Below are 17,166 nucleotides of genomic sequence, written 5' to 3' on the forward strand. Positions count from 1 at the left end.
TCCAAATATTACAAATATATATATTACATAGCATGGGCAAGGATTCGAACCTTGCCTAGCGGCACACAAGCCTTATACTTATATAATGGACAAGCAGTGTTTGAGATTGGTAAGCGTCTGAAGCATGTGAAAGAGAATGATTTGGTGCATGGGGAATATATCGATTGGTTAACAACAATTGAGATTGATCGTTTTACCGCTAATAAAATGGTCCAAGCATTTGAGCAATTTTCAAATGTTCAGACGTCGCAACATTTGCCAATAGGAAAGATATTCCAAATGCTATCCCTACCTGAATCAATCGATCGTTCCGAGTTCATTGAAACACCTCACACTGTACCATCAACTGGCGAATCCAAAACAGTCGATGACATGACGGTCAAGGAGCTTCGTGAAGTCAAGAAGTCACTAAAAGAAGCTGAACAACGAGAACAGTATAAGAAAAATCACCTTTTAGACGCATAGGTTAATTACATATAACTATTAATTAACCTATGATGGTGTTGTGCGTCTATATCACCTGCCTGTTCTTTACACTCGAAATAAATTCTATACATTTCGGTTAAGTCATTTGATAGTTGGGAAATAAAAATTTGTTTATATTTACGCTGTTCAGGTTCGGAAAATTGCTTTGAATCAACGATGAATTGGTTTATGAATATGTAATTATCATAAGCCAATTCAAAATTATCAATATGCTCTAGGTGATTTTTAAGATTCCAATCTTTGAACTCATCTTCATTGTGTAGATCAAGAATTTTATTAATACTTTGCAAATTTACTGATATAGTCGAGTACGTCCGCATTTCGTATTTTAGAGATATTATATTGCCATTCAATCCCTTAGAATGACCTGTATATTGAATTTCTTTATTGATTCGATTCATTATATTAATATGCGCATCAATTAAGTTGAAAAAGGTGGTTTCAAACCTCTGAAGTTGCATATTCTTACTTTGTTCAGCAAGCTCCGCGGTATTCTTCTTTAATTCATCTCTGTTCTGAGCTATTTCTTCTCTTTGTAGCTTTAGTTCTTGATTTTGAAACACATTAGAAACAATTACACCTGCTAATGCTAAGCCTGTAAAAAGAGCATTTATAGCTCCGAACATATCACCAAATGTTCCTGCATCAAAGCCTTCATTTTTTCCATAGATAAAGTACATTGCAATTCCATATAGAATCCAAACTATTGCTATTACTACAAATAAGAACCATATTCGCTTATGCATCCATTCAAGAAACTTTTCCACTCTCATTCTCCTTAGTATGTAATTACCAAAATTATACTAGCTGAATGGTTATAAGGATATACAAAGTTCAACAAAAAAAGCCACTCTAATAAGCAGCTTGTACACCTTTTGCTATGTTTGTTGTCTCCTCAGCTATGTATGGTAATCCATATGTCACAAAGATATATCCTACAATTACCGTTATAAGGACCATAATAATACTAAATAATTTACCTCTAATCTTCAATACATATCCTACAACTATCATCATAATTAATTCTGGGATTACTATGTAGAATAATAAGGTTTTTACTATTATCCACGCACCTGCTTGAAACATCGCCGTTATACCATCAAATGCTTCATCCATACCCTCACCCCTTTACTGACTAATATAAAAAATCTAGATTAACAAGAAAATATAACTATGAAGACATAGTCAAAAGCTTAAATATGTCATCTAGATTATTCGAATACTCCTCTATCCAGTGTTCATTTGTGTCTACTGAGGAATCCAAATCTATGGATTCACCATTATTTAACTTCATGTTTAGTTTAACTCCATAGTATCTATCATTTATTTTTCGTTCTAAATTAACGCTCTCAATTTGGCGATTCTTCAAAAAAGATACTTCATAAATATTACTACTTGAAATTGTAAATCTCCAAATGTTGTCCCCTTCAAAAATAAATAGTTCCTTATCTCCTTCTATGAACAAATTGCGTAAATAGTAAGCTTTTACGTGATCATCATCTACATACCTAGAAGCTAGATCACACACATTTCTTTGAAAAAAGTTCGCTTGACCTGTTACCATTATTTTAAACTCCTGATACTCCATAAAAAACCTCCTCATGATCGAATACATTTTAATTCGACAAATGGAATCATATTCCTTTTGTTTATGATTAATTCCAACAAAAAAAGAGCCACGCATCACGTAGTGATATGCTCCCATTATAGTAGACAGTAGAAAAAACAAAATTTCTACTACTACGATTATGGGAGTTTTTCTAATGTCTAAAAGAAGTTCAACCTCTGTTGAAACAAAATTACATGTCGTGCAGCGATGCTTAGAGCACAAATCAAATCCAACATATGAAGCAAAACAGATAGGCGTTAACCCACACACGGTTAATGATTGGATAAGAAAATATAAAGCAGATGGATTAGATGGATTAAAAGAATCGAATACATGGAAAACATACTCAACGGAATTGAGGCTAGCTGCTGTTCATGATGTATTATCTGGTCATTGTTCTGTAGAAGAGGCAACAAAGAAGTATCGCATTTCAAGTAGAAGTGTTTTGAGGAATTGGATTTCCAAGTATAATAGTGAGATAGAATTGAAACCTACTCGTAAAGGAAGAGGGCTATCTCGTATGAATAAAGGACGTAAAACAACATTTGAAGAACGGATTGAAATTGCACAATATACCATCGCTAATGGGTTGGATTATCAGAAGGCGATCGTAAAGTACGGGGTATCTTATCAGCAAGTCTATGCATGGGTTCGGAAATACCAAGCAGGCAGCGAGAATGCGCTCAAGGACAATCGCGGTCGTAATAAGCCATTAGAAGAACTAGATGAGCACGAACGCCTTAAGCTACGGATCAAGGAATTAGAAGCTCGGAACGAATACCTGGAGATGGAGAATGCCTTCGAAAAAAAGTTGGCAGAGATCAAGCGACGAAATTCACGCTATCCCTTGTTCGACAAGTAACCTTGTATCAAGCGATTCAAGAACTGAACAACGAAAAAGGGTACGCCATTGCGAAGTTATGTGCGTTAGCAGGAGTTGCTCGATCTGCCTATTACAAATGGTTACATTGGAAACCATCTGCTAGGGAACTTGAAATCCATGCGCTAGCCAAGGAAGTGGAGCTCCGTTATAACAAACGAAAAGGGATACTTGGTTATCGTCAAATGCGTACTCAGTTAAACCGAAAACTCAAAAAGAAGTACAACAAAAAGCGCTATTACCGCATCATGCGTGCGCTTGGGCTTAAATCAGTGATTCGTAGGAAACGACCAAGCTATGTGAAGGCCTCTGAGATCCATGTTGCTGAAAATATAATGAACCGTAACTTTGATGCCTATTCTCCTAATTTAAAGTGGTCTACGGATGTAACCGAACTAAAGTATGGAAATGGTCTCAAAGCCTATTTAAGCGCGATTATTGATGTATACGATAACTCTATTGTTTCATGGGTATTAGGTCATTCCAACAATAACAAACTCGTGATGGATACGCTGAAGAAGGCTTTCAAGAAGAATCCCGGTGTAACCCCACTTCTCCAAAGCGACAGAGGCTTCCAGTACACATCCCATGAGTATAATCGACTTTATGTAACATACGGCTTTATGAAAAGTATGTCTCGTGTGAGCCGATGCTTGGACAACCAACCTATTGAACGCTTTTGGGGTACTTACAAATCGGAAAGCTATTATCTTTCAAAGTTTAACACCTACGAAGATGTACTCAAAGACGTTAACAACTATATTCGCTATTACAACAACTACCGCTATTCTGAGTGTTTGGATGACTTGTCACCTAACGAATACCGAAGAGCTGCATAACGAAAAGAACCTCAGCCCTGTTAAAACGAGCCGAGGAATCTAATCTAGCTATTTTTGTTTTTTACACTGTCCACTTGACAGGGAGCACTTCATAGCTCTTCATGTATCAATATGCAATTAACTAAAACCTAATCGTCTGTTGTCACGCGTATATTCTTCAATCATGCGTCTGAATTTATCCTTTTCATCAGACATAACTCGTTGCACCTGGTTAGCCACATCAGTGGTACCACCTTGAATGGAACGCAACAATAGCTTCAAGACGTAATTTTTCCATTTCCTTTTCAGCATCAGTCATCTGCTCTATAAGACCAAGTTTTTCAAATATCTTACCCTTCTCAATATCATAGTTACTTATTATCTGCGGGAACATATCTTGAAGTGCAACTGTGAAATCTACCTTTCGTTGTTGTGCAACTGCTAACTCTTCAGCAGTACCTACATTGTTGCGTACTTTCTCATCTAACGTACGATACTCATCAGATAATTGACTTGTGAGCTCTGACTTATCAGCGACAGCTTGATACTTGTCTTGCGCTTCTTGTAACGTACCACCCATATTAATAAGTGATTGCCTAGCATTCTCTTGATGCTTTTTATAAGCAATAATACCAGTAGTAAGCACGCCTACACCAGCGATTGCAAGACCAATTGGATTAGTTAGCATTGCTAATGCAGGAGCAAACCTACTAGCTGAACCAGCAGCAACGCCAGCTCCTGCGGTACCACCAGCTTTGCCGAGTGAGAGGTCAAGGTTTTAACTGTACCTGCAATACCCTCGCCCATCTTAACGCCTGGTACAGCAATAGCTCCTGAACCAGTGAATGCTTGATCGTCTTGCCAATTTCACCTGCTACCTTTTCAAACTCGGCTGAGCCTTGCGACTTCCACCAAACTTTGAACGGATCAGAGATGATTTTATCCCACATGATCTGCATCTTACCTAGCCAATCCGCATTTTCCCATGATGGGTTGTTAGTCTTCGTTTTCCATGACGCTTCGAATTTATCGATCGCGTGAGGTAGTGCGGTTGTAAAGTTATCGACAAGGTTTTTAATTGTTGGTGTAAGTTTCTCGCCTATCGCAAGCTTGGCACTATCTACAGCACTTCGGAGATATTCCATTGATCCATGGAATGACTGCATTCGAATATCAGCTATTTCTTGAGCTGCACCTTTTGAGTTATACAACTCTTCTGTAAGGTTTTTAAGTACGGCTGGGCCTTGGTTCATCAAAGCTAAGAAACCCGCCATTGCTTCTTGCCCAAAGATAGCACTTATATCAGCGGAGCAAGAACTGAAGTGCTTACTGCTGGATATCCTGAATGTATTAAGACTATAGGGAACCGTATGAGATGATTGTTGAAGCTTTCAGGATTAAATGAAATGCTTACCCCTCACTCACTCCGTCACACTCACACATTACTGCTTGCTGAAGCTGGTGTTGGACTGCATGAGATCATGGAGCTTCTAGGTCACAAAGACGATGATACGACTAGAAATGTGTACATGCACGTTACAAAAACAAAGAAAAAAGAGGCTTCCCACAAGTTTGGACAACTCATGAGTAACCTCTAATCTTTTACCAAGTGTGAGTGAATGACCTTCAAAACTATCCAAAACCCTTATATATCAAGGGATTTCAGTCAGTCTTACATCATGCCGCCCATGCCACCCATACCGCCCATATCAGGCATAGCAGGTTTATTTGGCTCAGGTTTTTCAGCGATTACAGCTTCCGTTGTTAGGAACATAGCTGCAACAGATGCTGCGTTTTGAAGAGCAGAACGAGTTACTTTAGCAGGGTCAACGATACCCGCTTCGAACATGTTTACCCATTCGCCAGTAGCTGCATTGTAACCAATACCTACTTTTTCGTTTTTCAAGCGTTCTACGATTACAGAACCTTCTTGACCAGCGTTAGCTGCGATTGTGCGAACTGGTTCTTCTAGCGCACGAAGTACGATGTTAACACCCGTTGCTTCGTCGCCAACAGCTGCTACTGCTGCTACTGCTTTATATACGTTAACTAGCGCTGTACCACCACCAGATACGATACCTTCTTCTACTGCTGCGCGAGTAGAGTTCAAAGCATCTTCGATGCGAAGCTTACGCTCTTTCAATTCAGTTTCAGTCGCTGCACCAACTTTGATTACAGCTACGCCACCAGCTAATTTCGCTAGACGCTCTTGAAGTTTTTCTTTGTCAAACTCAGAAGTTGTATCTTCTAGTTGAGCTTTGATTTGGCTAACGCGTGCTTTAATATCAGCAGAGTTACCAGCACCATCAACGATGATTGTATTTTCTTTTGTAATGCGAACTTGACGAGCAGAACCAAGTGCTTCTACATCAGTAGTTTTCAAATCAAGACCAAGCTCTTCCGTAATCACTTGACCACCAGTTAGAGCAGCGATATCTTGAAGCATTGCTTTACGACGGTCACCAAAGCCAGGAGCTTTAACCGCTACGCAAGTGAATGTTCCACGAAGTTTGTTCACAACTAGAGTAGCTTGTGCTTCACCTTCAACATCTTCAGCGATAATAAGAAGTTGTTTACCTGATTGCACAACTTTCTCAAGTACTGGAAGAATTTCTTGAATGTTTGTAATTTTTTTGTCAGTAATTAAGATATATGGATTTTCTAGAATAGCTTCCATTTTATCCGTATCCGTAATCATGTATGGTGAGATATATCCACGATCGAATTGCATACCTTCTACAACTTCAAGTTCAGTTGCGAAGCCTTTTGATTCTTCAACCGTAATAACACCATCATTACCTACTTTTTCCATTGCTTCAGCGATCAGATCGCCAACTTCTTCATCAGAAGATGAAATTGCAGCAACTTGTGCAATAGATTGTTTACCTGTAATCGGTTGAGAAATCGCTTGAAGTTCAAGTACTGCTGCTTTAACAGCTTTCTCGATACCTTTACGGATAACCATTGGATTAGCACCAGCAGTTACGTTTTTCAGACCTTCACGAATCATAGCTTGAGCAAGAACTGTTGCAGTTGTAGTACCGTCACCAGCGATATCGTTAGTTTTTGTAGCTACTTCTTTAACTAGTTGAGCACCCATATTCTCGAATGCATCTTCAAGTTCGATTTCTTTGGCGATAGAAACACCATCGTTAGTAATTAGTGGGCTACCGAATTTTTTCTCAAGAACTACGTTACGTCCTTTTGGTCCAAGTGTTACTTTAACTGCATTAGCAAGCGCATCTACACCGCGAAGCATAGAGCGACGAGCATCTTCACTAAATTTAATTTCTTTAGCCATGATTAAGTCCTCCTAAAATTTTTTATGGTATCTCCGTGAGTTACTACCTGCGAATAAAAAATCGCATCGGAAGTATATGCCAAACTTTTGTTGTCTTCTCGATGAACTCCTTGTAACTCAAAAGTTACATCGGAAGCATAAGCAATTAATTTATTGTATGTGTATTTGATCGCGAGCCTATTCGAAGATCGCGTGTATGTCGCTTTCTTTCATGATCAAGTATTCTTTACCTTCATACTTGATTTCTGTACCAGCATATTTAGAGAACAGAACGCGGTCGCCTTCTTTAACTTCCAAAGCAACACGAACGCCATCTTTAAGCGCGCCACTTCCTACAGCGATAACTTTACCCTCTTGTGGTTTTTCCTTAGCCGTATCCGGCAATACAATACCACTAGCTGTTGTTACTTCTTGTGCAATTGGTTCAACCAATACTCGTTCACCCAAAGGTTTAATCATTGAAAAAAGCCTCCTTATATGAATGGTTCAATTTGTAATACCTTTTAGCACTCGACCACTGATAGTGCTAACAACTATTATTCTACCTATTTTCTTGTCTGATTTCAAGTATTTACTCAAAAAAAATACCTATCCATTTGTAGCAATAGGTACGATATACATTCCGGTCTCCTCATCCTTGCGAATAATTGCCTTTACTCCGTATACTAATTCCATTAATTCGCTGGTCATAATTGTCTCCGGTTCACCTTCAGCAATAATATTGCCATCTTTCAATACTTTTATGTCATCGCTATAACGAATCGCTTGGTTCACATCATGGAGCACCATTACAATCGTTAAACCATGCTCTCGATTCAATTGTTGTACAAGATCAAGTAATTCAATCTGATAGTAAATATCGAGAAATGTCGTTGGTTCATCGAGAAACAGAATCGATGTTTTCTGCGCAAGTGCCATCGCTACCCAAGCACGCTGCTTCTGTCCACCAGATAGCTCATTCAAGCGACGACTGCGGAACTCCGTAAGCTTCGTACACGCAAGTGCCCACTCCACTGCCTCGCGATCCTCATCCGTCTCTGACGAGAACATATGACGATAAGGTAGACGTCCATACTCCACTAGCTTTTCTACCGTTAGATCATAGGGTGCTTCATTCTGTTGATGCACAACGGCTAGAATGCGAGCTAATTCCTTAGATTTCAACTGCTGTAAGTCACGTCCATCAATAATAATTTGACCAGCACTTGGCATATTGTTACGAGCTAGTAATGCTAGCAAGGTTGATTTCCCACTGCCATTAGGTCCAATGATCGTCGTAATCTTACCTTGAGCAATTGAAGTTGAAAGTTCACTTAAAATTTGTGCGCTGTTTTTGTATTGAAAGCTAATCTCCTTAATTTCCATTGACTCGATCCCCCCTCATTAACATAAAGATTAGGAATGGACCACCAATAATCGTCATAATAACAGAGGCTGGAATTTCCATTGGCGCGATAATCGTTCTCCCGATCGTATCCGCTAGTAAAATAAGTAATCCCCCTAGTATTGCGCAAAACGGAATAAGAATCTTATGATCAGTCCCAACCATTTGACGGGCAATATGTGGAATTAATAGACCAACAAAAGCAATTAAGCCACCAATAGCAGTTGCAATTGAAGCTAACAACACCGCAACAAAAGAAATAATCACTCTTGCACGCATGACACGTAAACCTAAATTACTAGCTGTACGATCCTGCAACGACAACATATTGCACCATGTACTAAGCAGTAATGCAATAATTAAACCAATAGAGCTGTAGAGCAAAATCATTTCCACATCATTCCATGTTTTCATGGAGAACATAGAGCTGACTGCTTGATTGACATTACCTACCGCATAGCTGCCTCGATAGTTGAACAATTGACTAAGTCCAGAGAACATCGCATTAACAGCTACACCGACAAGAATTAGTCGTAATGGTTGCAGTCCTGAGCGCCAAGAGAATAAATATACTAAGAAGCATGCTACTAGCCCACCAATAACAGAGAACGCCGGCATCCAAAAAATAAGTGTAGGCGACAATGTAGCAATTAATACGGATACAAAGCCTGCTCCAGATGAAATTCCGATTACTCCAGCATCAGCTAGTGGATTACGCATCACCGCTTGCAATAGTACACCGGATACTGCGAGTGCAGCTCCAGTCATTATGGATACAATAATACGAGGCAAACGAAAATCTCGAATAATATCAACATGATCATTACCACCATAGATTAATCCTTGAATGAGTTCCCAAGGTCCAACCTTAATACTTCCTGTTGCCGCAGAATACAATGCGACTGCAACAAGCAAAACTACTGCAGCGACAAAGTAAATCGTTTTTTTCATAGGTTAAATTATCCTTTCCGATCCGGATAGAGCATGTCAGCAAGTATATCTAACGCTTCATCTGCCGCTAAATTACCTGTCGTTCCAAAGAAATCTTCAGGCAAATCATAGACACGTTCATTCTTCACTGCGTTGAAATGCTTCCAAATATCATTTTGCTTAAATTCAGCATCGAACATTTCAATCACTTCTTCTGGCATCCCATGAGCAGCACGAAGTATAACATCAGGATTTCCTTGATGAAGAAACTCAGTATTGGCTGAAACGAATTCAACTTTCGAATCTGTTACGATGTTAGCGCCACCTAATTGCTTCACAAGATCACCAATATATGAATTTTCTGTAGCAACGAGATAACTACCGGGAATCCCCATCAATATTAATACGCTAGGCGCCTGTTGACCTGCAACATCCGCTTTAATATCATCAATTTTCTTATCGTAGCTTGCAACAAGCGCCTTCGCTTGTTCTACTCGATTGAACTCTGCACCAAGCTTTGTAATTTCGTTCTTCATATCTTCAATACTTGTAAAGTCTAGAAATCTTGCTTCGATTCCTAATCCTTTAAATGTATCTTCCAAATCATATTGTAATGTCGTTACCGATAACACATGAGTAGCTTTCAGAGACTTCACAAGCTCCATATCGGGACTCATCGGGTTACCAATCTTAACAGCTTCGCTATATCGTTCTGGCAATGATTTGGCAGTGGATGGTATGCCTACTACATTAAGATCAAGCTCGGCAAGAATTTCAGTAATAGCAACAGTGGTCGATACGATGCGATACTCATCATCTGAGCTTGGAGTCGCTGTATTGTTGCCTGCTGTATTGGATGGTGGATTAACAGATTCATTCTCTTTGATTCCATTAGAGCTACAACCTGCTATGAATAGTATACATAATGTCAAACCAATTGCGATTAGCTTCATACCTTGCGTCTTTCCTAACATTGTATAACGTCCTTTCATAAACTCCTTATAAATACACCATGAGGACATCGATTAATCGAGGTCCTCATGGTGTAAACTATTCATTTCATAACACACCCCGAAAGGCATGTTCCATACTATTACTGCACATAAATTATTGAGCGCGTACAATGATTGTTACTGCTTCAGCACGAGTAGCTTGCCCGTTAGGACCAAATGTGTCAGTAGTAAGACCAGTAACTAGACCAAGCTTCACTGCAGTAGCTACATATGTTTTCGCATAAGTTGGGATAGCATCACTATCTTTGAACGTTAGCTCATCAGCAGAAGCAAGTTCTGTAATGTTTAATGCTTTAACAACCATTACAGCCATTTCTGCACGTGTAATATTGTTGTTCGCACGGAATGTTTCATCTTGGTAGCCTGTAATAATTCCAGCGTTTACCGCTTGTTTCACAAATGGAACTGCCCATTCTTGAATGCTAGCAGCATCTTTGAATGTTAATTCATTGCTAGCTACCGGTAGATCAAGAGCCGTCGCAATTAATTTGGTAAATTCAGCGCGTGTAATATTTTTGTTCGGTTGGAATGTACCGTCTGTATAACCATTTACAATGCTTTTCGCTACTGCTAAGTTAATAGCATCTTTTGCCCAATGAGCAGTAACATCAGAGAAGCTTACGTTTTGCGCAACGACTTCAACTAATGCATTAGTAGCTGTAACGATTTGTTCATTAGATTTCAAGTAGCTATTTGCAGCTGTAGCTGTTTCAATTGCAGTCGTTAGTGCTGCAGAAGGAGTTGTTACTGCATTCGCTACTGCAAGTGCTTTAACTAGGTTAGCTTTTGCTGCATCAACGTTACTGCCGATGACGATATCAATACCGTGAGATTGTGGCTCAGTGAATACATCTGGAACCATGTACGAAGCAGATGCTTCGATTACTGCCTGCACATCAGCTACTACATAATCCAATGTGAAGAATGTTACTTCCTGTGGACCAGTACGGCCGTTTACCGTTGCAACATACTCAGCAACTTTAGTACCGGCTTTACCTTCAACTGTAACAGTTACATCGTATACTTGCTGTACATCAAGACGTAGATACGTTACGTCGTCTTTTGTATATGTTTTTGGATTGGAAAGATAGTTAGCCATGGAAGAAATTTTACTAGCATCGCTTTTGTTAACGAAATATACTGCTGCTTCTGTTGGATTCTCGTTAAGTGCTACTTTTAAAGCCTTAAGCGCTGCTTCCAAATCAGCTTTTTTTGTTACATAGTTATTTGCTTTTTCAGCAGCGACAAGAGCCGTTTGAAGCGCAGCTGTTGGAGCTTTTTCTAATTGCGCTTGCTCGATTAATGTTGCAAGTTCAGCTTTTGCAGCATCGATATCATTACCAATTACGATGAATAGATCATGAACTTGTGTTTCTGTAAATACGCCTGGGACAAAGTAAGAAGCTTGAGATTGTATAATTGCTGTTGCATCTGTTAATGCATAATCAAGTGTGAAGAATGTTACTTCCTGAGAACCGTTACGGCCTTCTACTGTTTTCACATATTCATCAACCTTAGTGCCTTCTTTACCTTCAACTGTAATTTTCACACTATATACTTGTTGAACATCTAATCGCAAATAAGTAACGCTATCTTTTACATATGTTTTTGGTTCAGATACATAAGCTGCCATACTTGATAATTTGGCAGTATCGTCACTATTAATGAAATGTACAAGTGCTGCTGTTGCCGTCTCTTGATTACTAGAAATAGCCGGTACTTCTGCCGCCAATGCAAATGCTGGAACTGACCCTACTAGCATAGCTGCCACTACAGCTGTTGATAGATGCTTAACCATTTTCTTTTTCATTATTCATTCTCCTCAAATTTTTTATTAGCTTCCCGATGAACTACCTTGTCAATAAAAAATAGCATCGAAAGCATAATCTTTTTTTTTGTTTTTTCTAATTATTTATTGCGTTTACGACTGACAACCATCCAGGCAATAGCGCCTGCAATAAATATTATCGCAATAATAATAATGATTGTAATAGCAATGGTACCGCCTTGCTTTTCTTCTATATCAACGGTAAATTGATCCGTTTCAACCTCAGTAGTGCCATCTAATGCTTCATTAGCAGTAATGCCTTCTGCCGTTACAACAATAACATCATCCGCTGCTTCACCTGTAGGTACTTCCGCATCTTCTTTCGTCGCTGCATCTTCTTTTACACTTATACCAATATCAGATCCTTCACTGCCCTCATCTACCATATTATCATCAGTAGATGATGTGCTTGCATTAGGATCTGGCATTGCAGAGTTAGAAACTGAATTATTAGACGAACTCGGTGTCATCGTATCCGTTGAATCTTGCGGCTTCTCTGAAGTCGTAGGTTTCACTGGATTCGTACCTGTGTTCGATGTGTCTTTTGTTGGTTCAGCTGTTACTTTAGGCGTTGACGCTGGTTTCGCTGTCGGTTTAGGCGTTGCTGTTGGCTTAGTTGTGTCTGTAGGCTTTCCAACTGTTTTCAAAGAATCCGGATAAAATTTGAATCTAGCCTCATAGCTATGTAAGTAATCCATCTCCGGAATATCAACCGTCATGGAGGATAATAGCAGGTCGTCAAAGCTATTAACTTTGAATTCCGCAACTCTCGAATTAGCCTTTTCATTCGTCGAAACAACTTTTGCATCAACCATTTTCCCATTGCTTTGTGTTGCAAATGCAATAACCCAAACATGTTGATTAATATTCGTTTGTACCGTGATGTTACCGTCTTTCACAATAACTTTAGCAGGCTTATCCCAATAACCATCAGCAAGTGAAGTGGAATCATCTTTGGTGTCGCCTCTTAGTATTTCATAATCAATTGTATATTCTCCATCCTCAAGCGCTGCCGCTGCCATTGTATGAGAAGTACTTAATAAGACTAGTAGTACAGACATTACAATTACTGTAAGTAACTTTCTTACATAATCCCTTTGAAAGATCATAGATACCCCCAAAACTTTTATTAGCCTCTCGGTGAACTTCTCTGCAAATAAAAAGTAGCATCGAAAGCATAAACTGATTAAACAAAGTCATTATTGATTATCATTCTCATTTGATATTACATGATTTCAAAAGAAATAGTCAACAGATTTATGACATTTCTAAGAAGCTTTAATGATATGTCATTATTCAGACATAAGTTGTCTCTTTCCTTCAATCCATAACTATGTCACAATTAATAACGAGATTAAGAATCATTATCAAAGTTAAAATCTAGTAATACAAGCTTATTACCTTTAAATATAGTTTCTAAATTCGTTGGAGGAGACATGATGATGCAAAAACACACAAAACTTTTAGCTAGCATGTTGCTGACATGTACTATTCTACTAGCTGGCTGTGGTACAGCTACTAATCCAGCTAGTACGAATGAAGCAACAGGGGAGCCGATAACCGTTACCGATTTCAATGATCGATCGATTACCGTTAATGGTGTCCCTGACAAAATTGCCGCTTTAAGCATCGGGGAAACGAATATTATCTACTCACTTGAGGGCACTTTAGTTGGTCGTCCAACGACAGATGTCCCACTTCAATGGGAATCATCCTACGATGTACGTGAGATTGGTACAACACATGAGGTTGATCTAGAACAAATCGCTTATGTAAAACCACAAGTCGTTCTCGCTCACAACATAATGAATGCAAAGGATGTTGCAAAGCTCGAAAACATCGGTGCCAAAGTTGTTCTTACAAGCGGTAACTCGGTTGCAGATATTCAGCGCCAAATTACGATATTTGGCGCTCTGCTGCAAAAGCAAAGTAAAGCTGAGCAGTTAGTGACTGAGATTGATACCAAGCTTACTGAGTTAGCCGGCACTTCAGAGCAATCCGTTCCAGCGCTTATCGTATACGGTGCTCCAGGCACATTTATGGCAGCATTACCTAGTTCACTAGCAGGTGATATTCTTTCACTTTCAGGAGGGGCTAATATTGCAGCAAATTATCCGCAGTTAGCTAGTTATCCGCAGTATGCAACACTTGATATGGAACGGATTGTCGAGTCTAACCCACAAGCTATTTTCATCATGACTCATGCTGATCCTGAAGAGGTCAAGGATAGCTTCATTCGTGAGATGGAAGCTAGTAAAGCATGGAATAGTGTCGACGCCGTGAAAAATGGTCATATTGAAGTATTACCAGCAGAATTGTTTGGCTCTAACCCTGGTACACGTATTAATGAATCGTTGGATTATATGTACAAAGTACTTCACCCATAATTATTCAGGCTAGCTTGGATATATTCAATATCACAAATAAAGAGAGTGTCTCCATGGTAGATTACATCTACCATGGAGACACTCTCTTTTCTAATTAACCTCTATCTGTGCAATAGCACTCCATCGCAGTACGCATATATAAAGCTGTACGCTATGTCCTATTACTATAATTCTTACTTATCCGTCTCTTCACCTACCCACTGACTATCCGACAATAGCTGTTTCTTATACACTGTACCTGATAGCCAAACACTAATTTCATATAGCACAATAAGTGGAATAATAACGAGAATATCTGAGATGAAATCCGGTGGTGTAATAAAGACACCGACAACCGCCATTAAGAAATAAGCGATCTTTCTCATCTTCCGCAATCGAATTGGATTAACAATACGTATAGCTGTCAAAAACATAATGACGAGTGGTAGCTCAAATAATAACGTAATCGGCAATATAATGCTGAACATAAAATCAAAATATTGTACAACGCCAAATGTTTCGGCTAACCCTAACCGCGCCGAAACTGCTCTTGTAAAGCCAAATGCCAACGGAAACACGACAAAATAAGCAAATGATAGTCCAATTAACGCCATAAATACGGCAAGTGGAACATATTTCAATGTTGAACGTTGTTCATGAGGCAATAAAGCTGGCTTCACAAATAACCATAACTGCAGTACCGTGAACGGTAGCGTCACAATCAATGCGACAACAAAAGCAACCTGCATATAGATGCCAATACCGTCCCAGAATGAGAACGTATGTAAGACTAGCGTGCCAGATGCTGGCTTTTCGTTCAATAAAAACTGATAAGTTGGTTCTGCTATAACAAGACCTAGTATAAGGCCAAGTACGATCATAATTAGTATGTATATTACTCTTTTGCGGAGCTCGGTTAGATGTTCAACTAGTGACATTAATCCTTCCTCTGACAAAAGTAGATCTTTTGCGGAAGCCAAACGCTCCAATTGTTTTCGTGCCATACTCATTCGCGCGACTTCCCTCTTTTCTGTTCGATGATTAACAAGCAAGAAAAAAGCGGACCAAACTAGTCTGGTAGCCGCTTATTGTTTTTCTCTGATTGCTCCGATTGATTCACTTCAACGCGAGATGCGTCTTCGTTCTTCTTATCATTCGAATCCATTATCTCATTAGCGCCCGTCTTAAACTCGCGTAGTGTACGCCCTACTGCTCGTCCAAGCTCAGGTAACTTATTCGGACCGAATAACAGCAATGCTACCAATACTAATAGAATAATCCCCGTTACACCTATGCCCATCACGATTCCTCCTAAAAATTTTTATGTTCCATCTGTACTACTTCCTGCTCATGAAAAGTAGCTTCGGAAGCATCATCTAAAACTTTTTATATACTTCTTGAATCTACTTCCTTGCTTATGAAAAGTCGCATCGGAAGCATTATCTAAAACTTTTTATATAACTTAGCAGCCAAGTAAACCGCCATAGCCAAGAGTGACTACATCTTCCTTCTCGATCTTCTCACCTAGCAATAGTCTAGGAAGAAATACATCAAACGAAGTGTAAGGATCATGCATTACACAGCCTGGCAAGCCAATAATCGGTATATCCTGCAAATAGGCTATAAGTAGCATCGAGCCTGGCAGCATAGGCGTTCCATAGCTTACAATATGTGCTCCTGTCGCCTTAATAGCAGCTGGAGTACGATCATCTGGATCAACAGACATACCGCCAGTTACTACTATCATATCATAACCTTTAGCTTGTAAATATTGAATTTCTTCAACAATTTTGGCACGATCATCCGTTGCGAAGCGTTGCTCCACAACCGTCGACCCGAGTGCCTCAAGCTTTGCTTGTACAGCAGGTCCAAATTTATCCTTAATTCTGCCATTATACACTTCGCTACCAGTTGTAAGCAACCCTATACGTCTAGCTGGTAAAGGAACAACAGATATTGGTGCTACCCCATATTTTTCACGATAGTGCGTAGCAATACTCTCTACTTGCTTAATCTTTTCTTTCGATACAATAAGCGGTATTGCTCTAGTCGCAGCAAGTTGTCCTCCTTGCTTCACCACTTTATTGGTCACGATGGTTGCCAGTGCGATTTCGCCAATCGCATTAACGGCATCGACTACTTCTTTCGCTATTTTGGCAACGCCAGCAATATGAGCTTTGACGCTTACTTTTCCCTCATGTGGTTCATTACGCAATAACTGCTCGTCCATCAACGCATCAGCCATTAACTTAGCAGCTTCATCCTCATGGAGATCAAGTGAACCTAATTCCATCACATAAATATGCTCTTTACCGATATCAAGTAATTTTGGAATATCTGCTTCTGTAATCATATGACCACGCTGGAATAGTCTACCCTTGAATTGACCTGGAATGATTTGCGTCAGATCATGTGCAAGTCTTAGTCCAATCGCATCATAAACAGAAACCTCCCTAAGTGAGGTTTCTGTTATGGTAGTATGTGAATCCACAGCGTTGTCATCATGTCCGTATAATTGTGTCATCTCGCCTAATCCCCTAACACTTTCCAT

At 39.4% G+C, this 17,166-nt stretch carries 19 protein-coding genes and 1 pseudogene; 5 read left to right on the forward strand and 15 right to left on the reverse strand.

Annotated elements, in window-relative coordinates:
- The first annotated feature begins 51 nt into the window (after nt 1-51).
- Nucleotides 52-465 carry a DUF3102 domain-containing protein gene (locus tag AC1TPB_RS03975; RefSeq protein WP_482075294.1) on the forward strand — a complete coding sequence of 138 codons (414 nt, stop codon included), beginning with the start codon at nt 52-54 and terminating at the stop codon, nt 463-465.
- A gap of 5 nt (nt 466-470) precedes the next feature.
- Here the strand turns inward: AC1TPB_RS03975 and AC1TPB_RS03980 are convergent, their stop codons facing one another.
- The 3 genes from AC1TPB_RS03980 to AC1TPB_RS03990 form a co-directional block, all read right to left on the reverse strand.
- On the reverse strand, nt 471-1,253 hold the full coding sequence (locus tag AC1TPB_RS03980) for a hypothetical protein (RefSeq protein WP_482075295.1): 783 nt from the start codon (nt 1,251-1,253) through the stop codon (nt 471-473).
- An 85-nt stretch (nt 1,254-1,338) separates the two neighbouring features.
- On the reverse strand, nt 1,339-1,602 hold the full coding sequence (locus AC1TPB_RS03985; RefSeq protein ID WP_482075296.1) for a hypothetical protein: 264 nt from the start codon (nt 1,600-1,602) through the stop codon (nt 1,339-1,341).
- 55 nt (nt 1,603-1,657) lie between these two features.
- Nucleotides 1,658-2,074, reverse strand: coding sequence for a DUF3908 family protein (locus tag AC1TPB_RS03990; protein WP_482075297.1), 417 nt, complete (start codon nt 2,072-2,074; stop codon nt 1,658-1,660).
- Nucleotides 2,075-2,249: 175 nt separating this feature from the next.
- Between AC1TPB_RS03990 and AC1TPB_RS03995 the strand changes: the two genes are divergently transcribed.
- Complete coding sequence (locus AC1TPB_RS03995) at nt 2,250-2,957, forward strand: transposase (protein ID WP_482075298.1); 708 nt, start codon at nt 2,250-2,252, stop codon at nt 2,955-2,957.
- 2 nt (nt 2,958-2,959) lie between these two features.
- Nucleotides 2,960-3,814, forward strand: a complete 855-nt coding sequence (locus tag AC1TPB_RS04000; protein WP_482075299.1) for an IS3 family transposase — start codon at nt 2,960-2,962, stop codon at nt 3,812-3,814.
- A gap of 220 nt (nt 3,815-4,034) precedes the next feature.
- On the opposite strand, the gene AC1TPB_RS04005 is transcribed toward AC1TPB_RS04000, so the two are convergent.
- On the reverse strand, nt 4,035-4,481 hold the full coding sequence (locus tag AC1TPB_RS04005) for a hypothetical protein (RefSeq protein ID WP_482075300.1): 447 nt from the start codon (nt 4,479-4,481) through the stop codon (nt 4,035-4,037).
- An 82-nt stretch (nt 4,482-4,563) separates the two neighbouring features.
- On the reverse strand, nt 4,564-5,133 hold the full coding sequence (locus AC1TPB_RS04010; protein WP_482075450.1) for a phage tail tape measure protein: 570 nt from the start codon (nt 5,131-5,133) through the stop codon (nt 4,564-4,566).
- On the opposite strand from AC1TPB_RS04010, the pseudogene AC1TPB_RS04015 reads away from it, so the two are divergent.
- Nucleotides 5,125-5,391 (forward strand): annotated as a pseudogene (locus AC1TPB_RS04015) (tyrosine-type recombinase/integrase); the annotation flags it as partial. The gene AC1TPB_RS04010 and the pseudogene AC1TPB_RS04015 sit on opposite strands and share 9 nt — an antisense overlap.
- Before the next feature lie 74 nt (nt 5,392-5,465).
- Here AC1TPB_RS04015 and groL read toward each other — a convergent pair.
- The 7 genes from groL to AC1TPB_RS04050 form a co-directional block, all read right to left on the reverse strand.
- The gene (groL, locus tag AC1TPB_RS04020; RefSeq protein WP_482075301.1) at nt 5,466-7,094 is read right to left on the reverse strand and encodes a chaperonin GroEL; all 1,629 of its coding nucleotides are present in this window, start codon (nt 7,092-7,094) and stop codon (nt 5,466-5,468) included.
- 177 nt (nt 7,095-7,271) lie between these two features.
- Entirely contained in the window at nt 7,272-7,553 is a 282-nt protein-coding gene (gene groES / locus AC1TPB_RS04025) for a co-chaperone GroES (protein ID WP_482062769.1), read from the reverse strand.
- Between the two features lie 129 nt (nt 7,554-7,682).
- The gene (locus tag AC1TPB_RS04030) at nt 7,683-8,459 is read right to left on the reverse strand and encodes an ABC transporter ATP-binding protein (protein ID WP_482075302.1); all 777 of its coding nucleotides are present in this window, start codon (nt 8,457-8,459) and stop codon (nt 7,683-7,685) included.
- Nucleotides 8,449-9,429, reverse strand: coding sequence for a FecCD family ABC transporter permease (locus AC1TPB_RS04035; protein WP_482075303.1), 981 nt, complete (start codon nt 9,427-9,429; stop codon nt 8,449-8,451). The genes AC1TPB_RS04030 and AC1TPB_RS04035 overlap by 11 nt, the downstream gene beginning before the upstream one ends.
- Before the next feature lie 8 nt (nt 9,430-9,437).
- Nucleotides 9,438-10,382 carry a heme ABC transporter substrate-binding protein IsdE gene (gene isdE, locus AC1TPB_RS04040; protein ID WP_482075304.1) on the reverse strand — a complete coding sequence of 315 codons (945 nt, stop codon included), beginning with the start codon at nt 10,380-10,382 and terminating at the stop codon, nt 9,438-9,440.
- A gap of 133 nt (nt 10,383-10,515) precedes the next feature.
- Entirely contained in the window at nt 10,516-12,231 is a 1,716-nt protein-coding gene (locus AC1TPB_RS04045) for an S-layer homology domain-containing protein (protein ID WP_482075305.1), read from the reverse strand.
- A gap of 98 nt (nt 12,232-12,329) precedes the next feature.
- Entirely contained in the window at nt 12,330-13,358 is a 1,029-nt protein-coding gene (locus tag AC1TPB_RS04050; RefSeq protein ID WP_482075306.1) for an NEAT domain-containing protein, read from the reverse strand.
- A 327-nt stretch (nt 13,359-13,685) separates the two neighbouring features.
- Between AC1TPB_RS04050 and AC1TPB_RS04055 the strand changes: the two genes are divergently transcribed.
- Entirely contained in the window at nt 13,686-14,636 is a 951-nt protein-coding gene (locus AC1TPB_RS04055; RefSeq protein WP_482075307.1) for an ABC transporter substrate-binding protein, read from the forward strand.
- 173 nt (nt 14,637-14,809) lie between these two features.
- Here the strand turns inward: AC1TPB_RS04055 and tatC are convergent, their stop codons facing one another.
- The 3 genes from tatC to AC1TPB_RS04070 form a co-directional block, all read right to left on the reverse strand.
- A complete protein-coding gene (gene tatC / locus AC1TPB_RS04060) occupies nt 14,810-15,619 on the reverse strand; it encodes a twin-arginine translocase subunit TatC (RefSeq protein ID WP_482075451.1) in 810 nt (269 codons plus the stop codon).
- A 65-nt stretch (nt 15,620-15,684) separates the two neighbouring features.
- The gene (locus AC1TPB_RS04065) at nt 15,685-15,918 is read right to left on the reverse strand and encodes a twin-arginine translocase TatA/TatE family subunit (RefSeq protein WP_482075308.1); all 234 of its coding nucleotides are present in this window, start codon (nt 15,916-15,918) and stop codon (nt 15,685-15,687) included.
- A gap of 159 nt (nt 15,919-16,077) precedes the next feature.
- On the reverse strand, nt 16,078-17,139 hold the full coding sequence (locus AC1TPB_RS04070; protein ID WP_482075309.1) for a molybdopterin-binding protein: 1,062 nt from the start codon (nt 17,137-17,139) through the stop codon (nt 16,078-16,080).
- Nucleotides 17,140-17,166 lie beyond the last annotated feature (27 nt).

It is taken from the genome of Paenibacillus sp. Y951, assembly GCF_056786395.1.

What these genes read in the sequence shown, in the direction of transcription:
- AC1TPB_RS03985 (WP_482075296.1), bottom strand. Translation starts at nt 1,602, where the DNA reads ATGGATGAAGCATTTGATGGTATAACGGCGATGTTTCAAGCAGGTGCG.
- AC1TPB_RS03990 (WP_482075297.1), bottom strand. Translation starts at nt 2,074, where the DNA reads ATGGAGTATCAGGAGTTTAAAATAATGGTAACAGGTCAAGCGAACTTT.
- AC1TPB_RS03995 (WP_482075298.1), top strand. Translation starts at nt 2,250, where the DNA reads ATGTCTAAAAGAAGTTCAACCTCTGTTGAAACAAAATTACATGTCGTG.
- AC1TPB_RS04005 (WP_482075300.1), bottom strand. Translation starts at nt 4,481, where the DNA reads ATGCTAACTAATCCAATTGGTCTTGCAATCGCTGGTGTAGGCGTGCTT.
- groL (WP_482075301.1), bottom strand. Translation starts at nt 7,094, where the DNA reads ATGGCTAAAGAAATTAAATTTAGTGAAGATGCTCGTCGCTCTATGCTT.
- groES (WP_482062769.1), bottom strand. Translation starts at nt 7,553, where the DNA reads ATGATTAAACCTTTGGGTGAACGAGTATTGGTTGAACCAATTGCACAA.
- AC1TPB_RS04030 (WP_482075302.1), bottom strand. Translation starts at nt 8,459, where the DNA reads ATGGAAATTAAGGAGATTAGCTTTCAATACAAAAACAGCGCACAAATT.
- AC1TPB_RS04035 (WP_482075303.1), bottom strand. Translation starts at nt 9,429, where the DNA reads ATGAAAAAAACGATTTACTTTGTCGCTGCAGTAGTTTTGCTTGTTGCA.
- isdE (WP_482075304.1), bottom strand. Translation starts at nt 10,382, where the DNA reads ATGTTAGGAAAGACGCAAGGTATGAAGCTAATCGCAATTGGTTTGACA.
- AC1TPB_RS04045 (WP_482075305.1), bottom strand. Translation starts at nt 12,231, where the DNA reads ATGAAAAAGAAAATGGTTAAGCATCTATCAACAGCTGTAGTGGCAGCT.
- AC1TPB_RS04050 (WP_482075306.1), bottom strand. Translation starts at nt 13,358, where the DNA reads ATGATCTTTCAAAGGGATTATGTAAGAAAGTTACTTACAGTAATTGTA.
- AC1TPB_RS04055 (WP_482075307.1), top strand. Translation starts at nt 13,686, where the DNA reads ATGATGATGCAAAAACACACAAAACTTTTAGCTAGCATGTTGCTGACA.
- tatC (WP_482075451.1), bottom strand. Translation starts at nt 15,619, where the DNA reads ATGGCACGAAAACAATTGGAGCGTTTGGCTTCCGCAAAAGATCTACTT.
- AC1TPB_RS04070 (WP_482075309.1), bottom strand. Translation starts at nt 17,139, where the DNA reads ATGACACAATTATACGGACATGATGACAACGCTGTGGATTCACATACT.